19 protein-coding genes, 4 tRNA genes and 3 rRNA genes are annotated in these 26,980 nt (G+C 55.0%); 20 read left to right on the top strand and 6 right to left on the bottom strand.

The features are described from left to right. Positions 1 to 17 precede the first annotated feature (17 nt). The 9 genes from btuB to U9O48_RS22145 all read left to right on the top strand — a co-directional run bounded on the left by btuB (position 18) and on the right by U9O48_RS22145 (position 8,507). A complete protein-coding gene (gene btuB / locus U9O48_RS22185) occupies positions 18 to 1,865 on the top strand; it encodes a TonB-dependent vitamin B12 receptor BtuB (protein ID WP_282492121.1) in 1,848 nt (615 codons plus the stop codon). Then, entirely contained in the window at positions 1,810 to 2,661 is an 852-nt protein-coding gene (gene murI / locus U9O48_RS22180; RefSeq protein ID WP_285148515.1) for a glutamate racemase, read from the top strand. The genes btuB and murI overlap by 56 nt, the downstream gene beginning before the upstream one ends. Positions 2,662 to 3,044: 383 nt before the next feature. Further along, positions 3,045 to 4,584, top strand: a 16S ribosomal RNA gene (locus tag U9O48_RS22175). A 71-nt stretch (positions 4,585 to 4,655) separates the two neighbouring features. After that, positions 4,656 to 4,732: transfer RNA gene (locus tag U9O48_RS22170), tRNA-Ile, on the top strand. A 110-nt stretch (positions 4,733 to 4,842) separates the two neighbouring features. Then, positions 4,843 to 4,918 (top strand) — tRNA-Ala (locus U9O48_RS22165). 208 nt (positions 4,919 to 5,126) lie between these two features. After that, positions 5,127 to 8,032, top strand: a 23S ribosomal RNA gene (locus U9O48_RS22160). 98 nt (positions 8,033 to 8,130) lie between these two features. Next, positions 8,131 to 8,246 (top strand): 5S ribosomal RNA (rrf, locus tag U9O48_RS22155). Together the 16S, 23S and 5S rRNA genes with 4 tRNA genes alongside form the textbook arrangement of a ribosomal RNA operon. A 55-nt stretch (positions 8,247 to 8,301) precedes the next feature. After that, positions 8,302 to 8,378, top strand: a tRNA-Asp gene (locus U9O48_RS22150). Positions 8,379 to 8,431: 53 nt separating this feature from the next. Then, positions 8,432 to 8,507, top strand: a tRNA-Trp gene (locus tag U9O48_RS22145). An 89-nt stretch (positions 8,508 to 8,596) separates the two neighbouring features. Here the strand turns inward: U9O48_RS22145 and hdfR are convergent. Then, on the bottom strand, positions 8,597 to 9,418 hold the full coding sequence (gene hdfR / locus U9O48_RS22140; RefSeq protein ID WP_282493885.1) for an HTH-type transcriptional regulator HdfR: 822 nt from the start codon (positions 9,416 to 9,418) through the stop codon (positions 8,597 to 8,599). A 118-nt stretch (positions 9,419 to 9,536) separates the two neighbouring features. Between hdfR and U9O48_RS22135 the strand changes: the two genes are divergently transcribed. After that, positions 9,537 to 9,875 (top strand): DUF413 domain-containing protein, encoded by a 339-nt coding sequence (locus U9O48_RS22135; protein ID WP_100778408.1) that lies wholly within the window; start codon positions 9,537 to 9,539, stop codon positions 9,873 to 9,875. A gap of 31 nt (positions 9,876 to 9,906) precedes the next feature. On the opposite strand, the gene U9O48_RS22130 is transcribed toward U9O48_RS22135, so the two are convergent. Continuing rightward, the gene (locus U9O48_RS22130; protein ID WP_285145534.1) at positions 9,907 to 11,427 is read right to left on the bottom strand and encodes a YifB family Mg chelatase-like AAA ATPase; all 1,521 of its coding nucleotides are present in this window, start codon (positions 11,425 to 11,427) and stop codon (positions 9,907 to 9,909) included. A gap of 343 nt (positions 11,428 to 11,770) precedes the next feature. Between U9O48_RS22130 and ilvL the strand changes: the two genes are divergently transcribed. From ilvL to ilvA, 7 genes are all read left to right on the top strand, one after another. Then, the gene (ilvL, locus tag U9O48_RS22125) at positions 11,771 to 11,869 is read left to right on the top strand and encodes an ilv operon leader peptide (protein WP_023620831.1); all 99 of its coding nucleotides are present in this window, start codon (positions 11,771 to 11,773) and stop codon (positions 11,867 to 11,869) included. Positions 11,870 to 11,955: 86 nt separating this feature from the next. Beyond that, positions 11,956 to 12,012: a peptide IlvX gene (gene ilvX / locus U9O48_RS22120; protein WP_194514210.1), complete on the top strand. Its 57-nt coding sequence runs from the start codon at positions 11,956 to 11,958 to the stop codon at positions 12,010 to 12,012. Next, positions 12,009 to 13,655: an acetolactate synthase 2 catalytic subunit gene (ilvG, locus tag U9O48_RS22115; protein WP_285145533.1), complete on the top strand. Its 1,647-nt coding sequence runs from the start codon at positions 12,009 to 12,011 to the stop codon at positions 13,653 to 13,655. Before ilvX ends, ilvG begins: the two co-directional genes overlap by 4 nt. Next, the gene (gene ilvM / locus U9O48_RS22110; protein ID WP_095283916.1) at positions 13,652 to 13,915 is read left to right on the top strand and encodes an acetolactate synthase 2 small subunit; all 264 of its coding nucleotides are present in this window, start codon (positions 13,652 to 13,654) and stop codon (positions 13,913 to 13,915) included. Before ilvG ends, ilvM begins: the two co-directional genes overlap by 4 nt. Positions 13,916 to 13,933: 18 nt before the next feature. Then, on the top strand, positions 13,934 to 14,863 hold the full coding sequence (gene ilvE, locus U9O48_RS22105; protein WP_282493888.1) for a branched-chain-amino-acid transaminase: 930 nt from the start codon (positions 13,934 to 13,936) through the stop codon (positions 14,861 to 14,863). A gap of 60 nt (positions 14,864 to 14,923) precedes the next feature. Continuing rightward, a complete protein-coding gene (gene ilvD, locus U9O48_RS22100; protein ID WP_285145532.1) occupies positions 14,924 to 16,774 on the top strand; it encodes a dihydroxy-acid dehydratase in 1,851 nt (616 codons plus the stop codon). A 2-nt stretch (positions 16,775 to 16,776) separates the two neighbouring features. Beyond that, a complete protein-coding gene (gene ilvA / locus U9O48_RS22095; RefSeq protein ID WP_282493951.1) occupies positions 16,777 to 18,321 on the top strand; it encodes a threonine ammonia-lyase, biosynthetic in 1,545 nt (514 codons plus the stop codon). Between the two features lie 57 nt (positions 18,322 to 18,378). Here the strand turns inward: ilvA and ilvY are convergent, their stop codons facing one another. After that, complete coding sequence (gene ilvY / locus U9O48_RS22090; RefSeq protein ID WP_285148788.1) at positions 18,379 to 19,269, bottom strand: HTH-type transcriptional activator IlvY; 891 nt, start codon at positions 19,267 to 19,269, stop codon at positions 18,379 to 18,381. 148 nt (positions 19,270 to 19,417) lie between these two features. Here ilvY and ilvC point away from each other — a divergent pair, with 148 nt between their 5' ends. Continuing rightward, positions 19,418 to 20,893 carry a ketol-acid reductoisomerase gene (gene ilvC / locus U9O48_RS22085; RefSeq protein WP_282493891.1) on the top strand — a complete coding sequence of 492 codons (1,476 nt, stop codon included), beginning with the start codon at positions 19,418 to 19,420 and terminating at the stop codon, positions 20,891 to 20,893. Positions 20,894 to 21,078: 185 nt separating this feature from the next. Here the strand turns inward: ilvC and ppiC are convergent, their stop codons facing one another. After that, a complete protein-coding gene (gene ppiC / locus U9O48_RS22080; RefSeq protein ID WP_015960967.1) occupies positions 21,079 to 21,360 on the bottom strand; it encodes a peptidylprolyl isomerase PpiC in 282 nt (93 codons plus the stop codon). A 94-nt stretch (positions 21,361 to 21,454) separates the two neighbouring features. Here ppiC and rep point away from each other — a divergent pair, with 94 nt between their 5' ends. Beyond that, a complete protein-coding gene (gene rep, locus U9O48_RS22075; RefSeq protein WP_285145531.1) occupies positions 21,455 to 23,476 on the top strand; it encodes a DNA helicase Rep in 2,022 nt (673 codons plus the stop codon). Positions 23,477 to 23,484: 8 nt separating this feature from the next. Here rep and gppA read toward each other — a convergent pair whose 3' ends face one another. Both gppA and rhlB read right to left on the bottom strand, forming a co-directional pair. Continuing rightward, positions 23,485 to 24,969 carry a guanosine-5'-triphosphate,3'-diphosphate diphosphatase gene (gene gppA, locus U9O48_RS22070; RefSeq protein ID WP_285148787.1) on the bottom strand — a complete coding sequence of 495 codons (1,485 nt, stop codon included), beginning with the start codon at positions 24,967 to 24,969 and terminating at the stop codon, positions 23,485 to 23,487. Positions 24,970 to 24,974: 5 nt separating this feature from the next. Further along, positions 24,975 to 26,243, bottom strand: coding sequence for an ATP-dependent RNA helicase RhlB (gene rhlB, locus U9O48_RS22065; protein ID WP_282493894.1), 1,269 nt, complete (start codon positions 26,241 to 26,243; stop codon positions 24,975 to 24,977). A gap of 144 nt (positions 26,244 to 26,387) precedes the next feature. Between rhlB and trxA the strand changes: the two genes are divergently transcribed. Further along, complete coding sequence (trxA, locus tag U9O48_RS22060; RefSeq protein WP_002437994.1) at positions 26,388 to 26,717, top strand: thioredoxin TrxA; 330 nt, start codon at positions 26,388 to 26,390, stop codon at positions 26,715 to 26,717. The last annotated feature ends 263 nt before the right edge of the window (positions 26,718 to 26,980 follow it).

Genomic DNA, 26,980 nt, shown 5'->3' with positions numbered 1-26,980 from the left:
TTGTGGATGCTTTAACAATGATTAAAAAAGTATCGCTGATGACGGCGCTTTCCGTCACGGCTTTTTCGGGCTGGGCGCAGGAAAGCGCTGACTCGTTGGTGGTGACAGCAAACCGTTTTGAGCAACCGGCAAGTACCGTTCTGGCACCAACGTCTATTGTGACCCGGGAAGATATTGACCGCTGGCAGTCGACCACGGTGCTTGACGTGATGCGACGCTTACCCGGCGTCGATACCGCGCAAAACGGCGGTATGGGCCAACTCTCCTCTCTCTTTATTCGTGGCACTAATTCCAGCCATGTCCTGATTCTGGTTGATGGGATTCGCCTTAACCAGGCGGGCGTGACGGGTTCATCCGATCTTAGCCAGTTCCCGATCTCACTGGTTCAGCGCATCGAGTATATTCGTGGGCCACGTTCTGCGGTTTATGGTTCTGATGCGATTGGCGGTGTCGTGAACATCATCACCACGCGCGCGAAGGACGGCACGACGCTGAATGCGGGTGTGGGCTCGCACGGCTATCAAAACTATGGTGGCAGCACGCAGCAGACCCTTGGCGACAGCACGCGCGTTACGCTGGCGGGTGATTACACCTACACCAAAGGTTTTGATGTGGTGGCGGACGGCAACAATGGCGGACTTGCTCAGCCCGACCGCGACGGTTTTATGAATAAAACTATCTACGGCGCGCTGGACCATGCTTTCTCCGATCAGTGGAGTGGATTTGTTCGTGGCTATGGCTACAGCAACCGTACCGCCTATGATGCTTATTACAGCTCATTTACGCCGAATGTCTTAGTGGATACGCGTCAGCTGTATAACCAGACCTGGGATGCCGGGCTGCGCTTCAATGACGACATTTTCCACTCGCAGCTGCTCTCAAGCTATAGCCACAGCAAGGACTATAACTACGATCCGCATCTGGGACGCTACGACTCGACCGCCACGCTGGATGAAATTAAGCAATACAACCTGCAGTGGACAAACTCTGTTGACGTCGGGCAGGGCAATATTGGTGCCGGTGTCGACTGGCAGAAGCAGAGCACCGAGCCGGGCACTAACTATGTGCAGGATGCTTACGACATTCGTAACACAGGTGTTTACCTGACGGCTCTGCAAAAGTTTGGCGATTTCACTCTGGAAGGGGCAGCCCGCAGCGACGACAACTCACAGTTTGGTCGCCACGGTACCTGGCAGAGCAGCGCGGCCTGGGAGTTCATTGAAGGCTATCGCTTCATCGCGTCCTATGGCACCGCCTATAAAGCACCCAACCTGGGTCAGCTCTACGGTTTCTATGGTAACGACCATCTGGATCCGGAAGAGAGCAAGCAGTGGGAAGGGGCTTTCGAAGGGTTGTCAGCGGGCGTGACCTGGCGCGTGTCGGCTTATCGTAATGACGTTGATAACCTGATCGACTTCAACAATAACACCCAGCAGTATTACAACGTCGGTAAAGCGCGAATTAAAGGCGTTGAAGCGACCGCGTCGTTTGATACGGGTCCGTTGATGCATACCGTCGGCTACGACTATGTTGATGCCCGCAATGCAACCACCAACGAACTTCTGTCTCGCCGCGCTAAGCAGCAGGTGAAATATCAACTCGATACGCAAGTCTATGATTTCGACTGGAGCCTGACATACCACTATCTGGGCACCCGTTACGATACCGATTTCGGATCTTACCCGAGTGAGAAGGTGAAAATGGGCGGTGTAAGCCTGTGGGATGTCGCAGTTTCATATCCTGTCACCTCACACCTGACAGTTCGTGGTAAAATAGCCAACCTGTTCGATAAAGATTACGAGACAGTTTATGGCTACCAAACTGCAGGACGGGAATACACCTTGTCTGGCAGCTACACCTTCTGATCCACGTCCCACCGTGCTGGTGTTTGACTCCGGCGTCGGTGGGCTTTCGGTCTATGATGAGATTCGGCATCTTCTGCCGGATCTTCATTACATCTATGCCTTCGATAACGTCGCCTTTCCTTATGGGGAAAAGAGCGAAGACTTTATCGTTGAGCGCGTTGTGGAAATCGTCACTGCCGTTCAACAGCGCTACCCTTTAGCGCTGGCCGTGATTGCCTGTAATACCGCAAGCACCGTTTCCCTTCCTGCATTACGTGAAAAATTCCCGTTCCCGGTTGTGGGCGTCGTTCCGGCGATCAAGCCTGCTGCCCGTTTGACGGCGAATGGCGTTGTTGGCTTACTGGCGACGCGCGGAACGGTAAAGCGTCCTTATACGCGTGAGCTGATTGACCGTTTTGCTAACGAATGCAAGATCGCTATGCTCGGCTCTGCCGAACTGGTGGAGATGGCGGAAGCGAAGCTGCACGGTCAGCCGGTGTCGCTGGAAGAGCTGCGTCGCATTCTGCGTCCGTGGCTGCGGATGGCTGAGCCACCGGACACGGTTGTGCTGGGGTGCACGCATTTCCCGCTATTACAGGAAGAGCTGCTTGAGGTGTTGCCGGAAGGCACGCGTCTGGTGGATTCTGGCGCCGCGATCGCCCGACGTACTGCCTGGCTGCTTGAACATGAAGCGCCGGATGCTAAATCCAGTGACCAGAATATGGCTTATTGTATGGCGCTCACTCCTGAGACTGTGCAGCTTTTGCCCGTTTTACGTCGGTATGGGTTTGAAACGCTCGAAAAACTGGCGCTGTAGCACGGTTTTGCGCAAAAAAAAGACGGTTGAAAGTTTTTTTTAAAAGAGGGGTTGTCAACGTCTGAGAACTCCCTATAATGCGCCTCCACTGACACGGAACAACGGCACGCAAGCCGCCGTAGCAGCAGGGGTTCAGCGATGAACGCCGACAGAGAAAAGCGAAATTAAACGCTTGACTCTGAATGAGGAAAACGTATTATACGGGACCTCGCAACGGTGAGCGAAAGCCGCGTTGCACTGCTCTTTAACAATTTATCAGACAATCTGTGTGGGCACTCAAAGTGACATGGATTCTAAACGTCGCAAGACGCTAAATGAATACCAAAGTCTCTGAGTGAACATACGTAATTCATTACGAAGTTTAATTCACGAGCATCAAACTTAAATTGAAGAGTTTGATCATGGCTCAGATTGAACGCTGGCGGCAGGCCTAACACATGCAAGTCGAGCGGTAGCACAGAGAGCTTGCTCTCGGGTGACGAGCGGCGGACGGGTGAGTAATGTCTGGGAAACTGCCTGATGGAGGGGGATAACTACTGGAAACGGTAGCTAATACCGCATAACGTCGCAAGACCAAAGAGGGGGACCTTCGGGCCTCTTGCCATCAGATGTGCCCAGATGGGATTAGCTAGTAGGTGGGGTAACGGCTCACCTAGGCGACGATCCCTAGCTGGTCTGAGAGGATGACCAGCCACACTGGAACTGAGACACGGTCCAGACTCCTACGGGAGGCAGCAGTGGGGAATATTGCACAATGGGCGCAAGCCTGATGCAGCCATGCCGCGTGTATGAAGAAGGCCTTCGGGTTGTAAAGTACTTTCAGCGAGGAGGAAGGCATTGTGGTTAATAACCACAGTGATTGACGTTACTCGCAGAAGAAGCACCGGCTAACTCCGTGCCAGCAGCCGCGGTAATACGGAGGGTGCAAGCGTTAATCGGAATTACTGGGCGTAAAGCGCACGCAGGCGGTCTGTCAAGTCGGATGTGAAATCCCCGGGCTCAACCTGGGAACTGCATTCGAAACTGGCAGGCTAGAGTCTTGTAGAGGGGGGTAGAATTCCAGGTGTAGCGGTGAAATGCGTAGAGATCTGGAGGAATACCGGTGGCGAAGGCGGCCCCCTGGACAAAGACTGACGCTCAGGTGCGAAAGCGTGGGGAGCAAACAGGATTAGATACCCTGGTAGTCCACGCCGTAAACGATGTCGACTTGGAGGTTGTTCCCTTGAGGAGTGGCTTCCGGAGCTAACGCGTTAAGTCGACCGCCTGGGGAGTACGGCCGCAAGGTTAAAACTCAAATGAATTGACGGGGGCCCGCACAAGCGGTGGAGCATGTGGTTTAATTCGATGCAACGCGAAGAACCTTACCTACTCTTGACATCCACGGAATTTAGCAGAGATGCTTTAGTGCCTTCGGGAACCGTGAGACAGGTGCTGCATGGCTGTCGTCAGCTCGTGTTGTGAAATGTTGGGTTAAGTCCCGCAACGAGCGCAACCCTTATCCTTTGTTGCCAGCGGTTCGGCCGGGAACTCAAAGGAGACTGCCAGTGATAAACTGGAGGAAGGTGGGGATGACGTCAAGTCATCATGGCCCTTACGAGTAGGGCTACACACGTGCTACAATGGCGCATACAAAGAGAAGCGACCTCGCGAGAGCAAGCGGACCTCATAAAGTGCGTCGTAGTCCGGATTGGAGTCTGCAACTCGACTCCATGAAGTCGGAATCGCTAGTAATCGTAGATCAGAATGCTACGGTGAATACGTTCCCGGGCCTTGTACACACCGCCCGTCACACCATGGGAGTGGGTTGCAAAAGAAGTAGGTAGCTTAACCTTCGGGAGGGCGCTTACCACTTTGTGATTCATGACTGGGGTGAAGTCGTAACAAGGTAACCGTAGGGGAACCTGCGGTTGGATCACCTCCTTACCTGAAAGAACCTGCCTTTGTAGTGCTCACACAGATTGTCTGATGAAAAATAAGCAGTAAAAAATCTCTGCAGGCTTGTAGCTCAGGTGGTTAGAGCGCACCCCTGATAAGGGTGAGGTCGGTGGTTCAAGTCCACTCAGGCCTACCAAATTTATCCTGATACTGCGTTGTGAAACGACTCGCATACTTCAGTATGCTTCGCCTTTCCACGCCTTGTCTCAGTCTAAATTACCGGTAATGAGATTTAGCATTTGTGATGGGGTTATAGCTCAGCTGGGAGAGCGCCTGCCTTGCACGCAGGAGGTCTGCGGTTCGATCCCGCATAGCTCCACCATCCTTTTTACTGCGAAAAAACAAGAAAACTTCAGAGTGTACCTGAAAAGGTTCACTGCGAAGTTTTGCTCTTTAAAAATCTGGATCAAGCTGAAAATTGAAACGACACGCTGCGTCTGTTCTCCGTAATAAGAACAGAGTGACGGTGTGTTCGAGTCTCTCAAATTTTCGCAACACGAGATGTTTTACGAAACATCTTCGGGTTGTGAGGTTAAGCGACTAAGCGTACACGGTGGATGCCCTGGCAGTCAGAGGCGATGAAGGGCGTGCTAATCTGCGATAAGCGTCGGCGAGGTGATATGAACCTTTGACCCGGCGATACCCGAATGGGGAAACCCAGTGTGTTTCGACACACTATCATGTCATGAATACATAGTGGCATGAGGCGAACCGGGGGAACTGAAACATCTAAGTACCCCGAGGAAAAGAAATCAACCGAGATTCCCCCAGTAGCGGCGAGCGAACGGGGAGGAGCCCAGAGTCTGAATCAGCGCGTGTGTTAGTGGAACGGTCTGGAAAGTCCGACGGTACAGGGTGATAGTCCCGTACACAAAAATGCACACGTTGTGAACTCGAAGAGTAGGGCGGGACACGTGGTATCCTGTCTGAATATGGGGGGACCATCCTCCAAGGCTAAATACTCCTGACTGACCGATAGTGAACCAGTACCGTGAGGGAAAGGCGAAAAGAACCCCGGCGAGGGGAGTGAAAAAGAACCTGAAACCGTGTACGTACAAGCAGTGGGAGCCTCTTTATGGGGTGACTGCGTACCTTTTGTATAATGGGTCAGCGACTTATATTCTGTAGCAAGGTTAACCGTATAGGGGAGCCGAAGGGAAACCGAGTCTTAACTGGGCGTTAAGTTGCAGGGTATAGACCCGAAACCCGGTGATCTAGCCATGGGCAGGTTGAAGGTTGGGTAACACTAACTGGAGGACCGAACCGACTAATGTTGAAAAATTAGCGGATGACTTGTGGCTGGGGGTGAAAGGCCAATCAAACCGGGAGATAGCTGGTTCTCCCCGAAAGCTATTTAGGTAGCGCCTCGTGAACTCATCTTCGGGGGTAGAGCACTGTTTCGGCTAGGGGGCCATCCCGGCTTACCAACCCGATGCAAACTACGAATACCGAAGAATGTTATCACGGGAGACACACGGCGGGTGCTAACGTCCGTCGTGAAGAGGGAAACAACCCAGACCGCCAGCTAAGGTCCCAAAGTCATGGTTAAGTGGGAAACGATGTGGGAAGGCACAGACAGCCAGGATGTTGGCTTAGAAGCAGCCATCATTTAAAGAAAGCGTAATAGCTCACTGGTCGAGTCGGCCTGCGCGGAAGATGTAACGGGGCTAAACCATGCACCGAAGCTGCGGCAGCGACGCTTATGCGTTGTTGGGTAGGGGAGCGTTCTGTAAGCCGTTGAAGGTGTCCTGTGAGGGGTGCTGGAGGTATCAGAAGTGCGAATGCTGACATAAGTAACGATAAAGCGGGTGAAAAGCCCGCTCGCCGGAAGACCAAGGGTTCCTGTCCAACGTTAATCGGGGCAGGGTGAGTCGACCCCTAAGGCGAGGCCGAAAGGCGTAGTCGATGGGAAACAGGTTAATATTCCTGTACTCGGTGTTACTGCGAAGGGGGGACGGAGAAGGCTATGTTAGCCGGGCGACGGTTGTCCCGGTTTAAGCATGTAGGCGGAAGGTTTAGGTAAATCCGGACCTTTTTTAACGCTGAGGTGTGATGACGAGGCACTACGGTGCTGAAGTAACAAATGCCCTGCTTCCAGGAAAAGCCTCTAAGCATCAGGTAACATCAAATCGTACCCCAAACCGACACAGGTGGTCAGGTAGAGAATACCAAGGCGCTTGAGAGAACTCGGGTGAAGGAACTAGGCAAAATGGTGCCGTAACTTCGGGAGAAGGCACGCTGGTGTGTAGGTGAAGTCCCTGCGGACGGAGCTGAAACCAGTCGAAGATACCAGCTGGCTGCAACTGTTTATTAAAAACACAGCACTGTGCAAACACGAAAGTGGACGTATACGGTGTGACGCCTGCCCGGTGCCGGAAGGTTAATTGATGGGGTTAGCGGCAACGCGAAGCTCTTGATCGAAGCCCCGGTAAACGGCGGCCGTAACTATAACGGTCCTAAGGTAGCGAAATTCCTTGTCGGGTAAGTTCCGACCTGCACGAATGGCGTAATGATGGCCAGGCTGTCTCCACCCGAGACTCAGTGAAATTGAACTCGCTGTGAAGATGCAGTGTACCCGCGGCAAGACGGAAAGACCCCGTGAACCTTTACTATAGCTTGACACTGAACACTGGTCCTTGATGTGTAGGATAGGTGGGAGGCTTTGAAGCGTGGACGCCAGTCTGCGTGGAGCCAACCTTGAAATACCACCCTTTAATGGCTGGTGTTCTAACGTAGACCCGTAATCCGGGTTGCGGACAGTGTCTGGTGGGTAGTTTGACTGGGGCGGTCTCCTCCTAAAGAGTAACGGAGGAGCACGAAGGTTAGCTAATCCTGGTCGGACATCAGGAGGTTAGTGCAATGGCATAAGCTAGCTTGACTGCGAGAGTGACGGCTCGAGCAGGTGCGAAAGCAGGTCATAGTGATCCGGTGGTTCTGAATGGAAGGGCCATCGCTCAACGGATAAAAGGTACTCCGGGGATAACAGGCTGATACCGCCCAAGAGTTCATATCGACGGCGGTGTTTGGCACCTCGATGTCGGCTCATCACATCCTGGGGCTGAAGTAGGTCCCAAGGGTACGGCTGTTCGCCGTTTAAAGTGGTACGCGAGCTGGGTTTAGAACGTCGTGAGACAGTTCGGTCCCTATCTGCCGTGGGCGCTGGAGAATTGAGGGGGGCTGCTCCTAGTACGAGAGGACCGGAGTGGACGCATCACTGGTGTTCGGGTTGTCATGCCAATGGCATTGCCCGGTAGCTAAATGCGGAAAAGATAAGTGCTGAAAGCATCTAAGCACGAAACTTGCCCCGAGATGAGTTCTCCCTGACCCTTTAAGGGTCCTGAAGGAACGTTGAAGACTACGACGTTGATAGGCTGGGTGTGTAAGTGCAGCGATGTATTGAGCTAACCAGTACTAATGAACCGTGAGGCTTAACCTTACAACGCCGAAGATGTTTTGGCGAAAGCAGAGACTAAGATTTTCAGCCTGATAACAGATTAATCAGCGTGCAGAGATGCGTGCTGGTAACAGAATTTGCCTGGCGGCTTTAGCGCGGTGGTCCCACCTGACCCCATGCCGAACTCAGAAGTGAAACGCCGTAGCGCCGATGGTAGTGTGGGGTCTCCCCATGTGAGAGTAGGGAACTGCCAGGCATCAAATTAAGTAGTAAACCGGTGCATCAATCCGGTAGTTACAGAAGTCTTCGGTGGAGCGGTAGTTCAGTCGGTTAGAATACCTGCCTGTCACGCAGGGGGTCGCGGGTTCGAGTCCCGTCCGTTCCGCCACTTATTAAGATATTAAGCCTGCTTACGTAGCAGGCTTAATAGCAAGAAGATTTAGGGGCGTAGCTCAGTTGGTAGAGCACCGGTCTCCAAAACCGGGTGTCGCGAGTTCGAGTCTCTCCGCCCCTGCCATATAGAATCCTTTGCTTCGGCAAAGGATTTTTTTTGCTTCAAAAACCTCAAACTTCCCTTCTTTCTTGCGTCCCTGCAAGCGTTTTGAACTAATCCATTACATTGATTTTCAATAGATCTTTAATTTGAGCATGTTTATCGCTGTTCTGAAGCCAGATGGCATAAAGTGGCCTGATAAGCGTGGTTGAATCAGCGACAGTATGCAGGCCCGGTTTCTCATCTGCCCAGCGAGTGGGTAACCAGGTGCAACCTTTCAGAAGGGCTAATTGCTGACAGGCAATTTCAGCTGAGCTGGTTGTCAGCGTAGGGACATCATCGGCGGCGATCAAACCGGCTTCATGCTGCTGGAAATCGGGTCCCCACTCGAGTCTCAGATAACTGAGATCCGCTTTCATCATTGAGGGTTCAGACGCATAGAGCGAAAGACTAAACTGCCCCAGGATCTGGCTGCTAAATTCATCCATCTTGGGCGCTTCTGTGGTGATCAGGAGATCCAACTGACGCTCGTGAAGCTGTTTCACCAGGGACTGCCGCTGCGCGATCCGGGCCTCAAATTGTAGATTATCGTGAGATTTATACAGCCGCGTGAGCCACTGGCTCAACATGCACTCCCACAAAGACGCACTTGCCCCGATGGAAAACTCATTGTATCTGGACGTATGCGCCACCTCTTTTCGCGCAGCCTGCCAGGTATTCATCAGCGTTTCGGCGTAGGGTAAGAGCTTCTCTCCGGCCGCCGTTAACCGGATGTTGTTGCGATGGCGGGTAAAAAGATTCACACCGAGTTGATTTTCCAGCTGACGAATACGAAAACTCACCGCCGACTGAGTCAGGTAAAGTGCTTCCGCTGCTCGCCCAAAGTGACGCGTTCTACTCACTTCGAGGAAAGTTTTTAGCAATTCCGTATCCACATCTTTCTCCGCAAAATTATTTGTCGTTATGATTTAAATGTTTTGTTTGACGCTCTGTCAAGCGTAACTAATACTCCGCGCCATAAATAGCTCGGCCAAAGAATTAGGAGCGTGTAGGATGGCGGAAAGCTTTACGACAACTAATCGTTTTTTCGACAATAAAAATTATCCGCGCGGGTTCTCTCGTCATGGCGATTTCACCATCAAAGAGGCGCAACTGCTTGAGCGCCATGGTTATGCCTTTAACGAGCTGGATCTGGGGAAACGTGAGCCTGCAACTGAAGACGAAAAACTGTTTGTTGCCGTTTGCCGTGGTGAGCGTGAGCCAGAATCTGAAGCAGAACGCGTATGGATCAAATACATGGCTCGCATCAAGCGACCAAAGCGTTTCCATACTCTCTCCGGCGGTAAGCCGCAGATGGAAGGTGCAGAAGACTACACCGAATCTGACGATTGATATGATGTGAAAAGGGGCTACGGCCCCTTTTTTACGCCAGCATCTTTTGCAGATGCAGCAGCAATCGATCTATTGCGCGGTAACTCAACGCCTCCTGCAGGTGCCGCCGCTGTATATCATCATCCCCCTCTAAATCAGCGATAGTGCGCGCCACCTTCAATAACCGTTGCCAGGCACGTACTGAGAGCCCAAACCGCGTCAGCGTCTCTTCCAGCCAGCGAGAATCACTCTCTGCCAGGTGGCAAAACTGACGGATCTGAGCGTTATCGAGACGCGCATTGAGTTTGTCCTGGCGTAAATACTGCCGTTCCTGCGCGTGAATCACCCTGTCCCGTACAATGCGGCTGCTCTCGCCAGTCACATTTGTCTGGCTGAGCACACCCGGCGGCGGCAATGGGATTTCCAGTGAGAGATCAAAACGGTCGAGAAAGGGCCCTGACAGCCTCCCCAGATAGCGAAGTGTCTGCTCGGGCGTGCTCCGGTTGTGATTACCCTGATAATGGCCTGAAGGGCTTGGATTCATTGCAGCGATGAGCTGAAACTGAGCCGGATAGCTGATCTTGGCGCGAGTACGGGAAATATGGATCTGCCCGGACTCAATCGGTTCTCGCAACGCATCCAGCACGCGTCTCTCGAACTCAGGTAACTCATCCAGAAACAAAATGCCGTGATGGGCGAGGGAGATCTCACCGGGTTCAGGAATCGAGCCGCCGCCCACCATCGCGGTAAGTGAAGCACTGTGGTGAGGCGAACGGAACGGCCTTCTGCGCCAGTGTTGCTGTAATGACGTGGAATTCGTCAGACTGATGATTGCCGCACTCTCCAGCGCCTCATGGTTGCTCAACGGCGGTAGCAAACCGTTCAGCCGGCTGGCCAGCATCGTTTTCCCCGTCCCCGGTGGTCCTATTAGCAATAGGTTATGCCCGCCCGCCGCGGTGATCTCTAATGCCCGCTTTCCCTGCTCCTGGCCGATGATATCGCTCAGGTCTTCGGTGTGCTCCGGTGGAACGATGCGATTCTCCTCTGGCTCAGCCAGCTCATGGCGGCCTTCCAGAAAGGCGCAGACCTCCTGTAAATGCACGGCAATCAGGCAGCCCTTCTCTTCGATTAGGCTAACTTCTGAGGCATTTTCAGCGGCAACAACAATTTGTCTTCCAGCCTTTAACGCTGCCAGCGCGCCAGATATTGCACCGGGAACGCCTCTTAACGCGCCTGTAAGCGCCAGTTCGCCCACAAACTCATACCTGCTCAAATTGGGCGCGTTAAGCTGCTCAGAGGCGGTGAGGAGCGCCAGGGCGATAGGTAAATCATATCGCCCGCCTTCTTTCGGCAGATCGGCAGGCGCAAGATTAATGGTGATCTTCTTAGCGGGGAAGGTATAACCGCTGTTGATGATCGCACTTCGCACGCGATCCCGAGCCTCCTTCACCGTGGTTTCAGGCAGTCCAACGAGCGTTAAGCCGGGCAGCCCATTGCTCAGATGGACCTCAACGGAAATAAGTGGTGCCTGCACCCCTAAAGCGGCGCGAGTATAAACAACTGACAGTGACATAGGTGTCTCCTTTGGAGGTCACTATGCCAGTTCATTTCTTCGTTTTTTAGCGACAAATCGCGCTATTACGAGGCATGTTCCTGCATTTTGATGCAATGAGGAAATGGTTACTTTCTGGCTGGATCCCGCTCGCAAAAAGACAAAAAGCGAAGTTTTTGCGGCCATCGGCGGCTGACAAAAAATGAAAAATATTCATTTCCTGTTTTTCTCATATAAAACAAACATTTTTTGAGAAAGTATTCGCAGCCTAAGGAATCGGGTCATAAATTTTTCTTGTGTTTAATTCGATGTCTGTGATAACTCTTTAGGTATTCCTTCGAACAAGATGCCAAAAGAACTCAAAATGACAGCCCTTCTACTAGTGATTAGCCTGGTCGTGATTAGCGTGGTGGTGATTATTATCCCACCGTGCGGGGCTGCACTTGGACGAGGAAAGGCTTAAAAAACAAGCCTTAACGAACTAAGACCCCCGCACCGAAAGGTCCGGGGGTTTTTTTATGACCTAAAAACTTAAACGAGGAGCAGAATATGACAACTAGCACAAAATTCTGTTTCTCCAGATTTATGACGGGGAACTCACTATGAACGGGGCACAATGGGTAGTACATGCGTTGCGAGCACAGGGGGTCGAAACGGTCTTCGGCTATCCGGGTGGCGCAATCATGCCGATCTACGATGCGCTGTATGACGGCGGCGTGGAGCACCTGTTGTGTCGACACGAGCAGGGTGCGGCCATGGCGGCGATTGGTTTTGCGCGCGCCACCGGTAAAACCGGCGTGTGCATGGCGACGTCCGGACCGGGTGCGACTAACCTGATCACGGGACTTGCCGATGCGCTGCTGGATTCTGTCCCTGTGGTCGCGATTACTGGGCAGGTCGCCTCGCCGTTCATCGGTACCGATGCGTTTCAGGAAGTGGACGTTCTCGGTTTGTCCCTGGCCTGCACCAAACATAGCTTCCTGGTGCAGTCGCTGGAAGAGCTGCCGCGCGTCATGGCAGAAGCCTTCCAGGTGGCAAACTCAGGCCGTCCTGGCCCGGTTCTGATTGATATCCCAAAAGACATTCAGCTGGCGATCGGCGATTTAGAGCCGCATTTCTCCACCGTTGAAAGCGATGACTCTTTCCCGCACGAAGCCGTTGAAGAAGCCCGCCAGATGCTGGCTCAGGCGCAACAGCCGATGCTTTACGTGGGCGGCGGAGTGGGCATGGCGCAGGCGGTTCCGGCGCTGCGCGAATTTATCGCCGTCACCCAAATACCCTCCACCTGTACGCTGAAGGGCCTGGGTGCGGTTGATGCCAATGATCCGAACTACCTCGGCATGCTGGGGATGCACGGCACCAAAGCCGCCAACCTGGCGGTGCAAGAGTGTGACCTGCTGATTGCCGTTGGCGCGCGTTTTGACGACCGCGTGACGGGCAAGCTGAATACCTTCGCACCGCATGCCAAAGTGATCCATATGGATATCGACCCGGCCGAAATGAACAAACTGCGTCAGGCGCACGTCGCGCTGCAGGGCGATCTGAACGCCCTGTTACCGGCGCTGCAACAGCCATTGTCCGTCGACAGCTGGCGCCAGCACACCGCGCAGATGCGTGTGGAAAACGCCTGGCGTTACGATCATCCTGGCGAGGCCATCTATGCCCCGCTGCTGTTAAAACAGCTGTCAGATCGCAAACCGGCAGACTCTGTCGTCACCACCGACGTCGGCCAGCACCAGATGTGGTCGGCCCAGCATATGACCTATACCCGCCCGGAAAACTTCATCACCTCCAGCGGATTGGGAACCATGGGCTTCGGCCTGCCAGCAGCCGTAGGCGCTCAGGTTGCGCGCCCGAATGATACGGTCATCTGCGTGTCCGGTGATGGCTCGTTCATGATGAACGTGCAGGAGCTGGGCACGGTCAAACGCAAGCAGCTGCCGCTGAAAATCTTGTTGCTGGATAACCAGCGTTTGGGAATGGTTCGCCAGTGGCAGCAGCTGTTTTTCCAGGAGCGCTACAGCGAAACCACCCTCACGGATAACCCCGATTTCCTCGTACTGGCCAGCGCCTTCGGCATCCCTGGCCAGCACATCACCCGTAAAGACCAGGTTGAAGCGGCACTCGACACCATGCTGTCCAGCGAAGGACCATACCTGCTTCATGTCTCAATCGACGAGCTTGAGAATGTCTGGCCGTTGGTGCCACCTGGCGCCAGTAACGCACAAATGATGGAGAAATTATCATGATGCAACATCAGGTCGCCGTTCAGGCCCGCTTCAATCCCGAAACATTAGAACGCGTCTTACGCGTGGTCCGTCACCGTGGTTTTCAGATCTGCGCCATGAATATGGAAACCGCCACCGATGCCCAGAACATAAATATCGAATTGACCGTTGCCAGCCCACGGTCGGTCGACTTACTGTTTAGCCAGTTAAGTAAACTGGTTGATGTCGCCCACGTGGCCATCTGCCAGAGCACAACCACATCACAACAAATCCGCGCTTGAGCGTGACAGGAAGAAAACATGACGACGAAGAAAGCTGATTACATTTGGTTCAACGGTGAGATGGTTCGTTGGGAAGATGCCACGGTACACGTGATGTCCCACGCCCTGCATTACGGTACCTCTGTGTTTGAAGGTGTCCGTTGCTACGATTCTCACAAAGGACCAGTGGTGTTCCGCCATCGTGAACACATGCAGCGTCTGCATGACTCAGCCAAAATCTATCGTTTCCCGGTTTCTCAAAGCGTTGATGAGCTGATGGAAGCGTGCCGCGCGGTGCTGCGCAAAAACAATCTGACCAGCGCCTATATTCGTCCGCTGGTCTTCGTGGGTGATGTGGGCATGGGCGTGAACCCGCCAGCCGGTTACTCCACAGATGTCATCATTGCCGCGTTCCCGTGGGGGGCTTATCTGGGTGCAGAAGCGCTGGAGCAGGGGATCGACGCAATGGTTTCATCCTGGAATCGCGTTGCGCCAAACACCATCCCAACCGCAGCCAAAGCGGGCGGTAACTACCTCTCTTCCCTGTTGGTCGGTAGCGAAGCGCGCCGCCACGGTTATCAGGAAGGTATCGCTCTGGACGTCAACGGCTATATCTCTGAAGGTGCCGGTGAGAACCTGTTCGAAGTGAAAGACGGCATTCTGTTCACCCCGCCATTTACCTCTTCCGCGCTGCCGGGCATCACCCGTGATGCGATCATTAAGCTGGCGAAAGATCTGGGTATCGAAGTGCGCGAGCAGGTGCTGTCCCGCGAATCTCTGTACCTGGCCGATGAAGTCTTCATGTCCGGTACCGCGGCAGAAATCACGCCGGTTCGCAGCGTAGACGGTATTCAGGTGGGCGAAGGTCGTCGTGGCCCGGTCACCAAACGTATTCAGGATGCATTCTTTGGCCTCTTCACCGGTGAAACGGAAGATAAATGGGGCTGGTTGGATCAAGTTAATTCATAAGCATAATTTTGGGACGGCACGCACCGTCCCATTTATTAGATAGACGGGAGTAAATAAAGCATGCCTAAGTATCGTTCCGCCACCACCACCCATGGCCGCAATATGGCCGGTGCCCGCGCGCTGTGGCGCGCAACCGGGATGACCGACGCTGACTTCGGTAAGCCGATTATCGCCGTGGTTAACTCCTTCACCCAGTTTGTGCCGGGTCACGTTCACCTGCGCGATCTGGGTAAACTGGTCGCCGAGCAAATCGAAGCCGCAGGCGGCGTGGCGAAAGAGTTCAATACCATCGCTGTCGATGACGGTATCGCGATGGGCCACGGGGGCATGCTCTATTCACTGCCGTCGCGCGAGCTGATCGCCGATTCGGTCGAGTACATGGTGAACGCCCACTGCGCCGATGCGATGGTCTGCATCTCCAACTGCGACAAAATCACCCCGGGGATGCTGATGGCCTCCCTGCGCCTGAACATTCCGGTGATCTTCGTCTCTGGCGGCCCGATGGAAGCCGGTAAAACCAAGCTCTCCGACAAAATCATCAAACTCGACCTGGTCGACGCGATGATTCAGGGCGCGGACCCGAAAGTCTCCGACGAGCAGAGCGATCAGGTTGAACGTTCTGCCTGTCCGACCTGCGGCTCCTGTTCCGGGATGTTCACCGCCAACTCCATGAACTGTCTGACCGAAGCGCTGGGTCTTTCACAGCCGGGCAACGGCTCGCTGCTGGCGACTCACGCTGACCGCAAACAGCTGTTCCTCAATGCCGGTACGCGCATCGTTGAGCTGACCAAACGTTATTACGAGCAAGACGACGTCAGCGCGCTGCCGCGCAATATCGCCAACAAAGCGGCGTTCGAAAATGCCATGACCCTGGATATCGCCATGGGCGGATCCACCAACACCGTTCTGCACCTGCTGGCCGCAGCGCAGGAAGCTGAAATTGATTTCACCATGAGTGACATCGACAAGCTCTCCCGCAAGGTGCCACAGCTGTGTAAAGTCGCGCCAAGTACCCAGAAATACCACATGGAAGACGTTCACCGTGCCGGTGGTGTGCTGGGCATTCTCGGCGAGCTGGAGCGCGCCGGCCTGTTGAATCGTGACGTGAAAAACATTCTCGGCCTGACGCTGCCGCAAACGCTGGACCAGTACGACGTGATGCTGACCAAAGACGAAGCGGTGAAAAAGATGTTCCGCGCCGGCCCGGCAGGCATCCGCACCACCCAGGCCTTCTCGCAGGATTGTCGCTGGGACACCCTGGATGACGATCGCGCCGAAGGTTGTATCCGCTCTCTGGAGAATGCCTACAGCAAAGACGGCGGTCTGGCCGTGCTGTACGGCAACTTTGCGGAAAACGGCTGCATCGTCAAAACGGCAGGCGTGGACGACAGCATTCTGAAATTCACCGGTCCTGCAAAAGTGTATGAAAGCCAGGACGCGGCGGTGGAAGCCATTCTGGGCGGTAAAGTGGTCGCGGGCGATGTTGTGGTTATCCGCTACGAAGGGCCAAAAGGCGGGCCAGGCATGCAGGAGATGCTCTATCCGACCACCTTCCTGAAATCCATGGGTCTCGGCAAAGCCTGCGCGCTGATCACCGACGGTCGATTCTCCGGCGGTACGTCCGGTCTCTCCATCGGTCACGTCTCTCCGGAAGCGGCGAGCGGCGGCAACATTGCCATCATCGAAGACGGCGACATGATTGCGATCGACATTCCAAATCGCGGCATTCAGCTGCAGCTGAGCGAGCAGGAAATTGCTGCACGCCGTGAAGCTCAGGAAGCCCGGGGCGATAAAGCCTGGACGCCAAAAGATCGCCAGCGCGAAGTCTCCTTCGCCCTGCGCGCCTACGCCACCCTTGCCACCAGTGCGGACAAAGGCGCGGTGCGCGATAAATCCAAACTTGGGGGCTAATGATGGCCGAATCACAACCCTTATCCGCCGCCCCTGAGGGGGCGGAATATCTCAGAGCGGTGCTACGCGCGCCGGTCTACGAGGCGGTGCAGGTCACGCCGCTGCAGAAAATGGACAAGCTGTCGTCCCGTCTCGATAACGTGATTCTGGTGAAGCGCGAAGACCGCCAGCCGGTCCACAGCTTTAAGCTCCGCGGCGCCTACGCGATGATGGCCGGGTTAACCGAAGAGCAAAAAGCGCGCGGGGTTATCACCGCATCGGCGGGGAATCACGCCCAGGGCGTGGCGTTTTCTGCCGCACGTTTAGGGCTGAAAGCGCTGATCGTGATGCCGGTCGCGACTGCTGATATCAAAGTCGACGCGGTACGCGGCTTCGGCGGCGAGGTCCTGCTCCACGGGGCCAATTTTGATGAAGCCAAAGCGCGCGCCATCGAACTGGCGCAGCAGCAGGGCTTTACCTGGGTGCCACCTTTCGATCACCCGATGGTGATTGCCGGGCAAGGTACGCTGGCGCTGGAACTGCTGCAGCAGGATGCCCACCTCGATCGCGTGTTTGTCCCGGTCGGCGGTGGCGGTCTGGCAGCGGGTGTCGCGGTGCTCATTAAACAACTGATGCCGCAGATCAAAGTGATTGCGGTGGAAGCGGAAGATTCCGCCTGCCTGAAAGCGGCGCTGGACGCCGGTCATCCGGTGGATCTGCCGCGCGTGGGATTATTTGCTGAAGGCGTGGCGGTGAAACGTATCGGCGATGAGACGTTCCGCGTGTGCCAGGAGTATCTCGACGACATCATCACCGTCGACAGCGATGCGATCTGCGCGGCGATGAAAGATCTGTTCGAGGATGTCCGCGCGGTGGCAGAACCGTCTGGCGCGCTGGCGCTGGCGGGGATGAAAAAATATATCGCTCAGCACAACATCCGCGGGGAACGCCTGGCACACGTGCTCTCTGGCGCGAACGTCAATTTCCACGGCCTGCGTTACGTGTCCGAACGCTGCGAGCTGGGTGAGCAACGCGAAGCCCTGCTGGCGGTGACGATCCCTGAAGAGAAGGGCAGTTTCCTCAAATTCTGCCAGCTGCTCGGCGGGCGCTCAGTGACCGAGTTTAACTATCGCTTTGCCGATGCCAAAGATGCCTGCATTTTTGTCGGTGTGCGGCTGAGCCGTGGGCTGGAGGAACGCAAAGAGATCCTTCACCTGCTGAATGAGGGCGGTTACAGCGTGGTGGATCTCTCCGATGACGAGATGGCGAAACTGCACGTGCGCTATATGGTCGGCGGGCGTCCGTCGAAGCCGTTGCGAGAGCGTCTGTTCAGCTTTGAGTTTCCGGAATCACCGGGGGCTTTGCTCAAGTTCCTGCACACGCTGGGCACCCACTGGAACATTTCGCTGTTCCACTATCGCAGCCACGGCACCGATTACGGGCGCGTGTTGGCGGCGTTCGAACTGGGTGAGCATGAACCGGATTTCGAAACCCGGCTGAACGAGCTGGGCTACGATTGCCACGACGAAACTCATAACCCGGCGTTCAGGTTCTTCCTGGCGGGCTAACGTCCAAATGCCCGATGGCGCTGCGCTTATCGGGCCTACAATGCGTCCGGTATGGGTTTAATGGTTTGGCAAAATCTGCCAAAACGCATCAATAAGCGGCTCATGCAGCCGCTTTTTTTGTGCGCACACGCCAAGCTCAAACGGCGTCTTCTCATCGCTGCGCTCTAAAATCATCACGCGATTGCGCACCGGCTCCGGGCTGTTCTCCAGCACCACTTCCGGCAGCAACGCCACGCCACACCCGAGGGCGACCATCGAAACCATGGCTTCATGCCCGCCCACCGTCGCATAGATCGACGGATTACTGATTTTTTGCCGACGGAACCACAGTTCGATACGACGGCGCACCGGCCCCTGATCGGCCATGATAAACGGCACCGTTGACCAGTCGGGATGATCGACCGACACCTGATTGCGCACCGGACACGGCAGCGCCGGGGCAATTAACACCACCGCCAGATTCTCCAGCATCGAAAACGCGACTGCGCCGGGCAGCGTTTCGGGTTTGCCTGCAATCGCCAGATCGGCTTCGCCCGTTACCACTTTCTCCATCGCATCAGCGGCGTCCCCCGTGGTGAGCTTGATTTCTACCGACGGGTGCTCGGCGCGAAACCGGTCCAGAATCGGCGGCAAGTGGCTATAGGCGGCCGTCACGGAGCAGAAAATATGCAACTCGCCGGAGAGGGAGGGCCCCTGCTGATCGATGGTGTGCCGCAGCCGCTGGTACTGGAGCAACGTCTGATGGGCAAAAGATCGCAGCTCTTCGCCCGCTTCGGTGAGCGTCACGGTGCGGTTATCGCGCACAAACAGGGCCTGACCGAGATCCTCTTCCAGGCGCTGGATCTGCCGGGAAAGCGTGGAGGGGCTGACGTGCATGGCCCGCGCGCTGCGGCCAAAGTGACGGCTTTCCGCCAGATGCAGAAAGGTTTTGAGATCGCGTAAATCCACAGACCACACTCCACGTTTTTACGTTGCAGAAATTGCAATGTGACGTTGTGAATATATCAATTTCCGCAATAAAATTCCTGTCATATAGTAAGTCCATACTCGCATAAGCGACCAGAACAACAAGCAACACAACATCACGGAGTTCACCATGGCTAACTACTTCAATACACTGAATCTGCGTCAGCAGCTGGCCCAGCTGGGCAAATGCCGCTTTATGGCGCGCGATGAATTCGCCGATGGCGCGAGCTACCTTCAGGGTAAAAAAGTGGTCATCGTCGGCTGTGGCGCACAGGGTCTGAACCAGGGCCTGAATATGCGTGACTCCGGTCTGGATATCTCCTACGCCCTGCGTAAAGAAGCGATTGCTGAGAAGCGCGCTTCCTGGCGTAAAGCGACCGAAAACGGCTTCAAAGTGGGTACCTACGAAGAGCTGATCCCACAGGCGGATCTGGTGGTTAACCTGACCCCAGACAAACAGCACTCCGACGTTGTGCGCTCCGTTCAGCCGCTGATGAAAGACGGCGCGGCGCTGGGCTACTCTCACGGTTTCAACATCGTTGAAGTGGGCGAGCAGATTCGTAAAGACATCACCGTGGTGATGGTTGCACCGAAGTGCCCGGGCACCGAAGTGCGTGAAGAGTACAAACGTGGTTTCGGCGTACCGACCCTGATCGCCGTTCACCCGGAAAACGATCCGAAGGGCGAAGGCATGGCGATTGCCAAAGCCTGGGCTGCGGCAACTGGCGGTCACCGTGCGGGCGTGCTGGAATCTTCCTTCGTGGCAGAAGTGAAATCTGACCTGATGGGCGAGCAGACTATCCTGTGCGGTATGCTGCAGGCCGGTTCTCTGCTGTGCTTCGACAAGCTGGTGGAAGAGGGTACCGACCCGTCTTACGCAGAAAAACTCATTCAGTTCGGCTGGGAAACCATCACCGAAGCGCTGAAGCAGGGCGGTATCACGCTGATGATGGACCGTCTGTCCAACCCGGCAAAACTGCGTGCTTATGCGCTGTCCGAACAGCTGAAAGAGATCATGGCGCCGTTGTTCCAGAAACACATGGACGACATCATCTCCGGTGAATTCTCCTCCGGCATGATGGCTGACTGGGCGAACGACGATAAGAAACTGCTGACCTGGCGTGAAGAGACCGGTAAAACCGCGTTCGAAACCGCCGCTCAGTTTGACGGTAAAATCAGCGAGCAGGAGTACTTCGATAAAGGCGTTCTGATGATCGCGATGGTGAAAGCGGGCGTTGAGCTGGCGTTCGAGACCATGGTCGACTCCGGCATCATCGAAGAATCCGCTTACTACGAATCACTGCACGAGCTGCCGCTGATCGCGAACACCATCGCCCGTAAGCGTCTGTATGAAATGAACGTGGTAATCTCTGATACCGCAGAATACGGCAACTACCTGTTCTCTTACGCTTGCGTACCGCTGTTGAAAGAGTTCATGACCACCCTGCAGGCAGGCGATCTGGGTAAAGCGATTGCCGAAGGCACGGTTGATAACGCTCAGTTGCGCGACGTGAACGAAGCGATTCGTAGCCATGCGATTGAGAGCGTGGGCCACACGCTGCGTGGATACATGAAGGATATGAAGCGTATTGCTGTAGCAGGATAATAAAAAAGTCGGGTGGCGCTAAAGCTTACCCGACCTACCATCTTCCGTTCGTAGGCCCGGTAAGGCGAAGCCGCCACCGGGCTTTTTGTTTTGCGGGGAGGTGCGGCCTGATGCCCTCACCCCAGCCCTCTCCCACGGGAGAGGGTGCAAACATAAAAAGCCTTCTCTATGAGAAGGCTTTGCTGTTAATTCCGGTACAGCACTTTAATGATGTGATAACCGAACTGAGTGTGCAGTGGGCCGGTTGGCTCCAGCACCGGGCAGGAGAACACCACTTTATCAAACGCCGGAACCATCTGGCCCTGACGGAATTCACCTAAATGGCCGCCTTTTTTGCCTGACGGGCAGGTAGAGTGTTTCTTCGCCAGTTTCTCGAAGTCCGCGCCGTTTTTGATCTGCTCCAGAAGATCCAGTGCCAGTTTCTCTTCTTTAACAAGAATATGCAGTGCTGCTGCTGTTTTTGCCATGATCGTGCCTTGAGTGGTATGGATTAGGCTCGCTATACTACCACACGCGTTTTTCCTTTTTATCTCCTCCCGACCTTCATTGAGTGAACTTCTTATGCGTTTAAACCCCGGACAACAACAAGCCGTCGAATTCGTCACCGGACCTTGCCTGGTGCTGGCGGGTGCGGGTTCCGGAAAGACGCGCGTGATCACCAATAAAATCGCCCATCTGATCCGCGGCTGTGGCTATCAGGCGCGCCATATCGCGGCGGTGACCTTCACCAACAAGGCGGCGCGCGAGATGAAAGAGCGTGTCGGGCAGACGCTCGGGCGCAAAGAGGCGCGCGGGCTGATGATCTCCACCTTCCACACGCTGGGGCTGGACATCATCAAGCGTGAATACGCCGCGCTGGGGATGAAATCGAATTTCTCCCTCTTCGACGATACGGATCAGGTCGCACTCCTGAAAGAGTTGACCGAAGGGCGGCTCGAAGAAGACAAAACCATCCTCCAGCAGTTGATCTCGACGATCTCCAACTGGAAAAACGATCTGATGACGCCGGCGCAGGCTGCGGCGAGCGCCAAAGGTGAGCGCGATCGGATCTTCGCCCACTGTTACAGCCTGTATGACGACCACCTCAAAGCCTGTAACGTTCTCGATTTTGACGACCTGATCCTGCTGCCGACGCTGCTGCTCCAGCGCAATGAAGAGGTGCGCGAGCGCTGGCAGAACAAGATCCGCTATCTGCTGGTGGATGAATATCAGGATACCAACACCAGCCAGTATGAGCTGGTGAAACTGCTGGTGGGGCAGCGCGCGCGCTTTACCGTGGTGGGCGACGACGACCAGTCGATCTACTCCTGGCGCGGGGCGCGTCCGCAAAACCTGGTCCTGCTGAGCAAAGATTTTCCCGCGCTCCAGGTGGTCAAGCTCGAGCAGAATTACCGGTCATCAGGACGCATTCTCAAAGCAGCAAATATTCTGATCGCCAACAACCCGCACGTCTTCGAAAAACGCCTCTTCTCCGAGCTGGGGTATGGCACCGAGCTGAAAGTCCTCAGTGCCAACAACGAAGAGCACGAGGCCGAGCGCGTGGCGGGTGAGCTGATTGCCCATCACTTCGTCAATAAAACCGAGTATAAGGATTACGCCATCCTCTATCGCGGGAACCACCAGTCGCGCGTCTTTGAAAAGATGCTGATGCAAAACCGCATCCCTTACAAAATCTCCGGCGGGACCTCGTTCTTCTCCCGCCCTGAGATCAAAGATCTGCTCGCCTATTTGCGCGTGCTGACCAACCCGGACGACGACAGCGCGTTCTTGCGCATCGTCAACACGCCGAAGCGTGAAATCGGCCCGGCGACGCTGCAAAAGCTGGGTGAATGGGCGATGACCCGAAATAAAAGTATGTTCACCGCCAGCTTCGATATGGGGCTGAGCACGACGCTCACCGGGCGCGGCTACGAGTCGCTGACGCGCTTTACCCAGTGGCTGGGAGAGATCCAGCGCCTCGCCGAGCGCGAGCCGATCGCCGCCGTACGCGATCTCATCCACGGCGTCGATTACGAATCCTGGCTGTACGAAACGTCCGCCAGCCCAAAAGCGGCCGAAATGCGCATGAAAAACGTCAACCAGCTGTTTACGTGGATGACCGAAATGCTGGAAGGCTCCGAAATCGACGAACCGATGACCCTGACGCAGGTCGTCACCCGCTTTACCCTGCGCGACATGATGGAGCGCGGCGAGAGCGAAGAGGAAGCGGATCAGGTTCAGCTGATGACCCTGCACGCGTCCAAAGGCCTTGAATTCCCGTATGTTTATCTGGTGGGAATGGAAGAGGGATTATTGCCGCATCAGAGCAGCATTGATGAGGACAACGTCGATGAAGAACGACGTCTGGCTTACGTGGGCATTACCCGTGCGCAAAAAGAGCTGACCTTTACGCTGTGCAAAGAGCGCCGTCAGTATGGCGAAATGGTACGCCCGGAACCGAGCCGCTTCCTGCTGGAACTGCCGCAGGACGATCTGATTTGGGAGCAAGAGCGTAAGGTGATTACGGCTGAAGAAAGGATGCACAAAGGGCAAGCCAACGTGGCGAACATTCGCGCCATGCTGGCGAAAGCCAAAGAGAAGTAACGGCGGCGCTATTTCACTTCCAGATCCCAGTGGACGTAGCTCTGCCACTGGCATTCCTGCTCAATCATCTCAGCCCCAAGCGGGTGACGATCCAGCCAGTTATCCGGCAGCGTGAGCGTCAGGTTTTCGCCATTCGCGGAGAGGGTGATAGCAGGCAATAAGTCGGCGCGGCGACGGCTGGCGAACAGAATCGCCAGACGCAGCAGTCGACAGAGATGTTCGGCAACCCGCGGCGGGACGGCATTTTGCTGATGCAAAGACGAGAGATCGACGGTGTTGGTCTGGTTCAGTAGCAATGTCGCCAGCAGCTTTTTCTGCGCCGGAGTGAAACCCGGCAGATCCAGATTCCGCACCAGATACGCGGCGTGAACCGGTGCCTGTTTGAAATCAATGCTCAGACCAATTTCATGCAGTGCGCAGGCACTCAGTAAGAGATCACGGCTCAGAGGTTCAAGCGCCCAGGTGGTCGCCACCTGGTCTGCAAAGCTGGAGGCCAGTTGGGCCACGCGCTGTGCCTGCTCCGTATCAACAATAAAACGGCGCTGAACATTGCGCAGCGTGCGGCTGCGAATGTCTTGTTCCACCGCCAGATGCAGCATGCCGTAGACCAGTCCTTCGCGCAGTGCGCCGCCGGCCAGGGTCATACATTGAATATCTAATTCGGTGAAGATGGCGATCAGAATTGCCAGACCGCTCGGGAACACCAGCGCGCGCTCGAGCGTCAAACCTTCAATTTCCAGCTCTTCCAGACGACCGCACTGAATGGCGCGCTGTTTCAGCTGCTGCAGTTTGGCCAGCGTAATCCGCTCATCCATGCCCTGCGCCATCATGATCTCTTGCAGAGCCTGAACCGTACCCGACGCGCCGACACACACTTTCCAGCCGTGATAACGCAGTTCATCCATCACCGGACGCAGCACTTCGCGCGCGGCTTTTTCGGCCTCGTCGAAGTTCTCCTGGGCAAGATTACGATCGGTAAAGTAGCGCTCGAGCCAGGTCACACATCCCATCGACAGGCTGAACAGTGACGTCGCCTGCGAACCGGTGCCCGTGACCAGCTCGGTGCTGGCGCCGCCAATGTCCACCACCAGACGACGATCGTCGCCACCGGTGGTGTGGGCGACACCCTGATAAATCAGACGCGCTTCTTCTTCACCGCTGATGACCTGCACCGGGCAGCCGAGGATTTCCTGCGCTTTCGCGATAAAATCGACGGAGTTCACGGCCAGTCGCAGCGTGGCGGTAGCCACAACGCGGATTTGATTGTGCGGAATATCCTGCAGACGTTCAGCAAACAGACGCAGGCATTGCCAGCCGCGTTCCATCGCTTCAGGAGAGAGATGATTATCGCTGCTCAGGCCCGCCGCGAGGCGGACCTTGCGCTTGATGCGCGTCAGGGTCTGAATGCTCCCCGCCACCTCGCGTACAACCAGCATATGAAAACTATTCGAACCTAAATCAATAGCTGCATAAAGCGAGGTGGAACTGAGCATAGTAATTAACCTGAACGACGACGGTTACGTGGTGCTCCGCCGGTGCGGCGTGGGCCATTGCCGGAGCGGGCGCGAGTGAGGCGCTTCGCCGGTGGCAGTTCACTCAACAGCGCATCGGGATTGTATTTGCTCTGCGGAATAGAGTGGCCGATATAGGTTTCGATCGCCGTCAGGTTCAGAGCGTACTCTTCACAGGCCAGGCTGATGGAGTGACCGCTTGCGCCAGCACGACCGGTACGGCCGATACGGTGAACGTAGTCTTCACAATCGTCAGGCAGATCGTAGTTAAAGACGTGTGTGACGGCAGGAATGTGCAGACCGCGCGCAGCCACGTCGGTAGCGACCAGGATATCGAGGTCACCACGGGTAAATTCTTCAAGAATACGCAGACGTTTTTTCTGTGCCACGTCACCGGTCAGCAGGCCAACGCGATGTCCGTCTGCCGCCAAATGGCCCCAGATGTCTTCGCAGCGATGCTTGGTGTTGGCAAAGATAATGGCGCGATCTGGCCACTCTTCTTCGATCAGCGTTTGCAGCAGACGCATCTTCTCTTCGTTAGACGGATAGAAGAGCTCTTCTTTAATACGATGGCCCGTTTTCTGCTCCGGCTCGACTTCCACGTATTCGGCGTTGTTCATCTGTTCGAACGCCAGTTCACGGACGCGGTAGGAGAGGGTGGCAGAGAACAGCATGTTCAGGCGCTGCGTGGTCGGTGGCATACGACGGAACAGCCAGCGGATATCTTTGATAAAGCCCAGATCGTACATACGATCGGCTTCGTCGAGGACCACAACCTGGATTGCACCGAGGTTAATGTGGTTTTGTTTTGCGTAGTCGATCAGACGACCGGTGGTACCGATCAGAATATCAACGCCGCTTTCCAGCACTTTCAGCTGTTTATCGTAGCCGTCGCCGCCATAAGCCAGGCCTAATTTCAGGCCAGTGGTCTGTGCCAGAGGTTCCGCGTCGGCATGGATCTGCACCGCAAGTTCTCGCGTTGGAGCCATGATCAGCGCACGCGGTTGGTTAACTTTTCGGTCAGCAATTGCTGGATGAGAAAGTAAATAATGAAACGTTGACGTCAAAAACGCCATCGTTTTGCCAGTACCGGTTTGCGCCTGCCCTGCAACATCGCGACCGGCCAGCGTGAGCGGCAGGGCGAGGGCTTGAATGGGCGTGCAGTTATGAAAGCCTTTATTTTCAAGGGCTTCGATAACTTTTGCGTGCAGGGCGAAGTCGGAAAACTTCTGTTCTGTTAAATGTGTTTTGCTCATAGTGTGGTAGAATATCAGCTTACTATTGCTTTACGAAAGCGTATCCGGTGAAATAAAGTCAACCTTTAGTTGGTTAATGCTACATCAACACGTCGTTGATTAATCCTACACCAACACGCCAGGCTTATTCCTGTGGAGTTATATATGAGCGATAAAATTATTCACCTGACTGACGACAGTTTTGACACGGACGTACTTAAAGCTGACGGGCTGATCCTCGTCGATTTCTGGGCTGAATGGTGTGGTCCTTGCAAAATGATCGCCCCGATTCTGGATGAAATCGCTGACGAATATCAGGGCAAACTGACCATTGCCAAGCTGAACATCGACCAGAACCCGGGCACCGCGCCAAAATACGGCATCCGTGGCATCCCAACCCTTCTGCTGTTCAAAAACGGCGAAGTGGCTGCAACCAAAGTGGGCGCACTGTCCAAAGGTCAGCTGAAAGAGTTCCTGGACGCTAATCTGGCGTAAGGTTTCTCGGCCGGCGTCTGGATTCCGAAATTCTGTGGATCTCTGGACGCCCGGCTTTAGTCGTGCTAAGTTACCTATGACTTCGATTTACACACTACCTTGTCGTTCTGGTTTTACCCGATACTTCCCATTGTTAAATGAACGATGCGAGAGGTAGATAGATTCCGGGCTTGTCACTCAATCCGTCTTGTCGTTTCAGTTCTGTGCTTTCTCTTTGACCAGACAGCGAACAGACATGAGTTGATGGCCGCTAACAGGCATGG

It is taken from the genome of Lelliottia sp. JS-SCA-14 (genome assembly GCF_035593345.1).
GTDB classification, from domain to species: domain Bacteria; phylum Pseudomonadota; class Gammaproteobacteria; order Enterobacterales; family Enterobacteriaceae; genus Enterobacter; species Enterobacter wanjuensis.
This window is presented reverse-complemented; position numbering and strand designations above follow the sequence as displayed.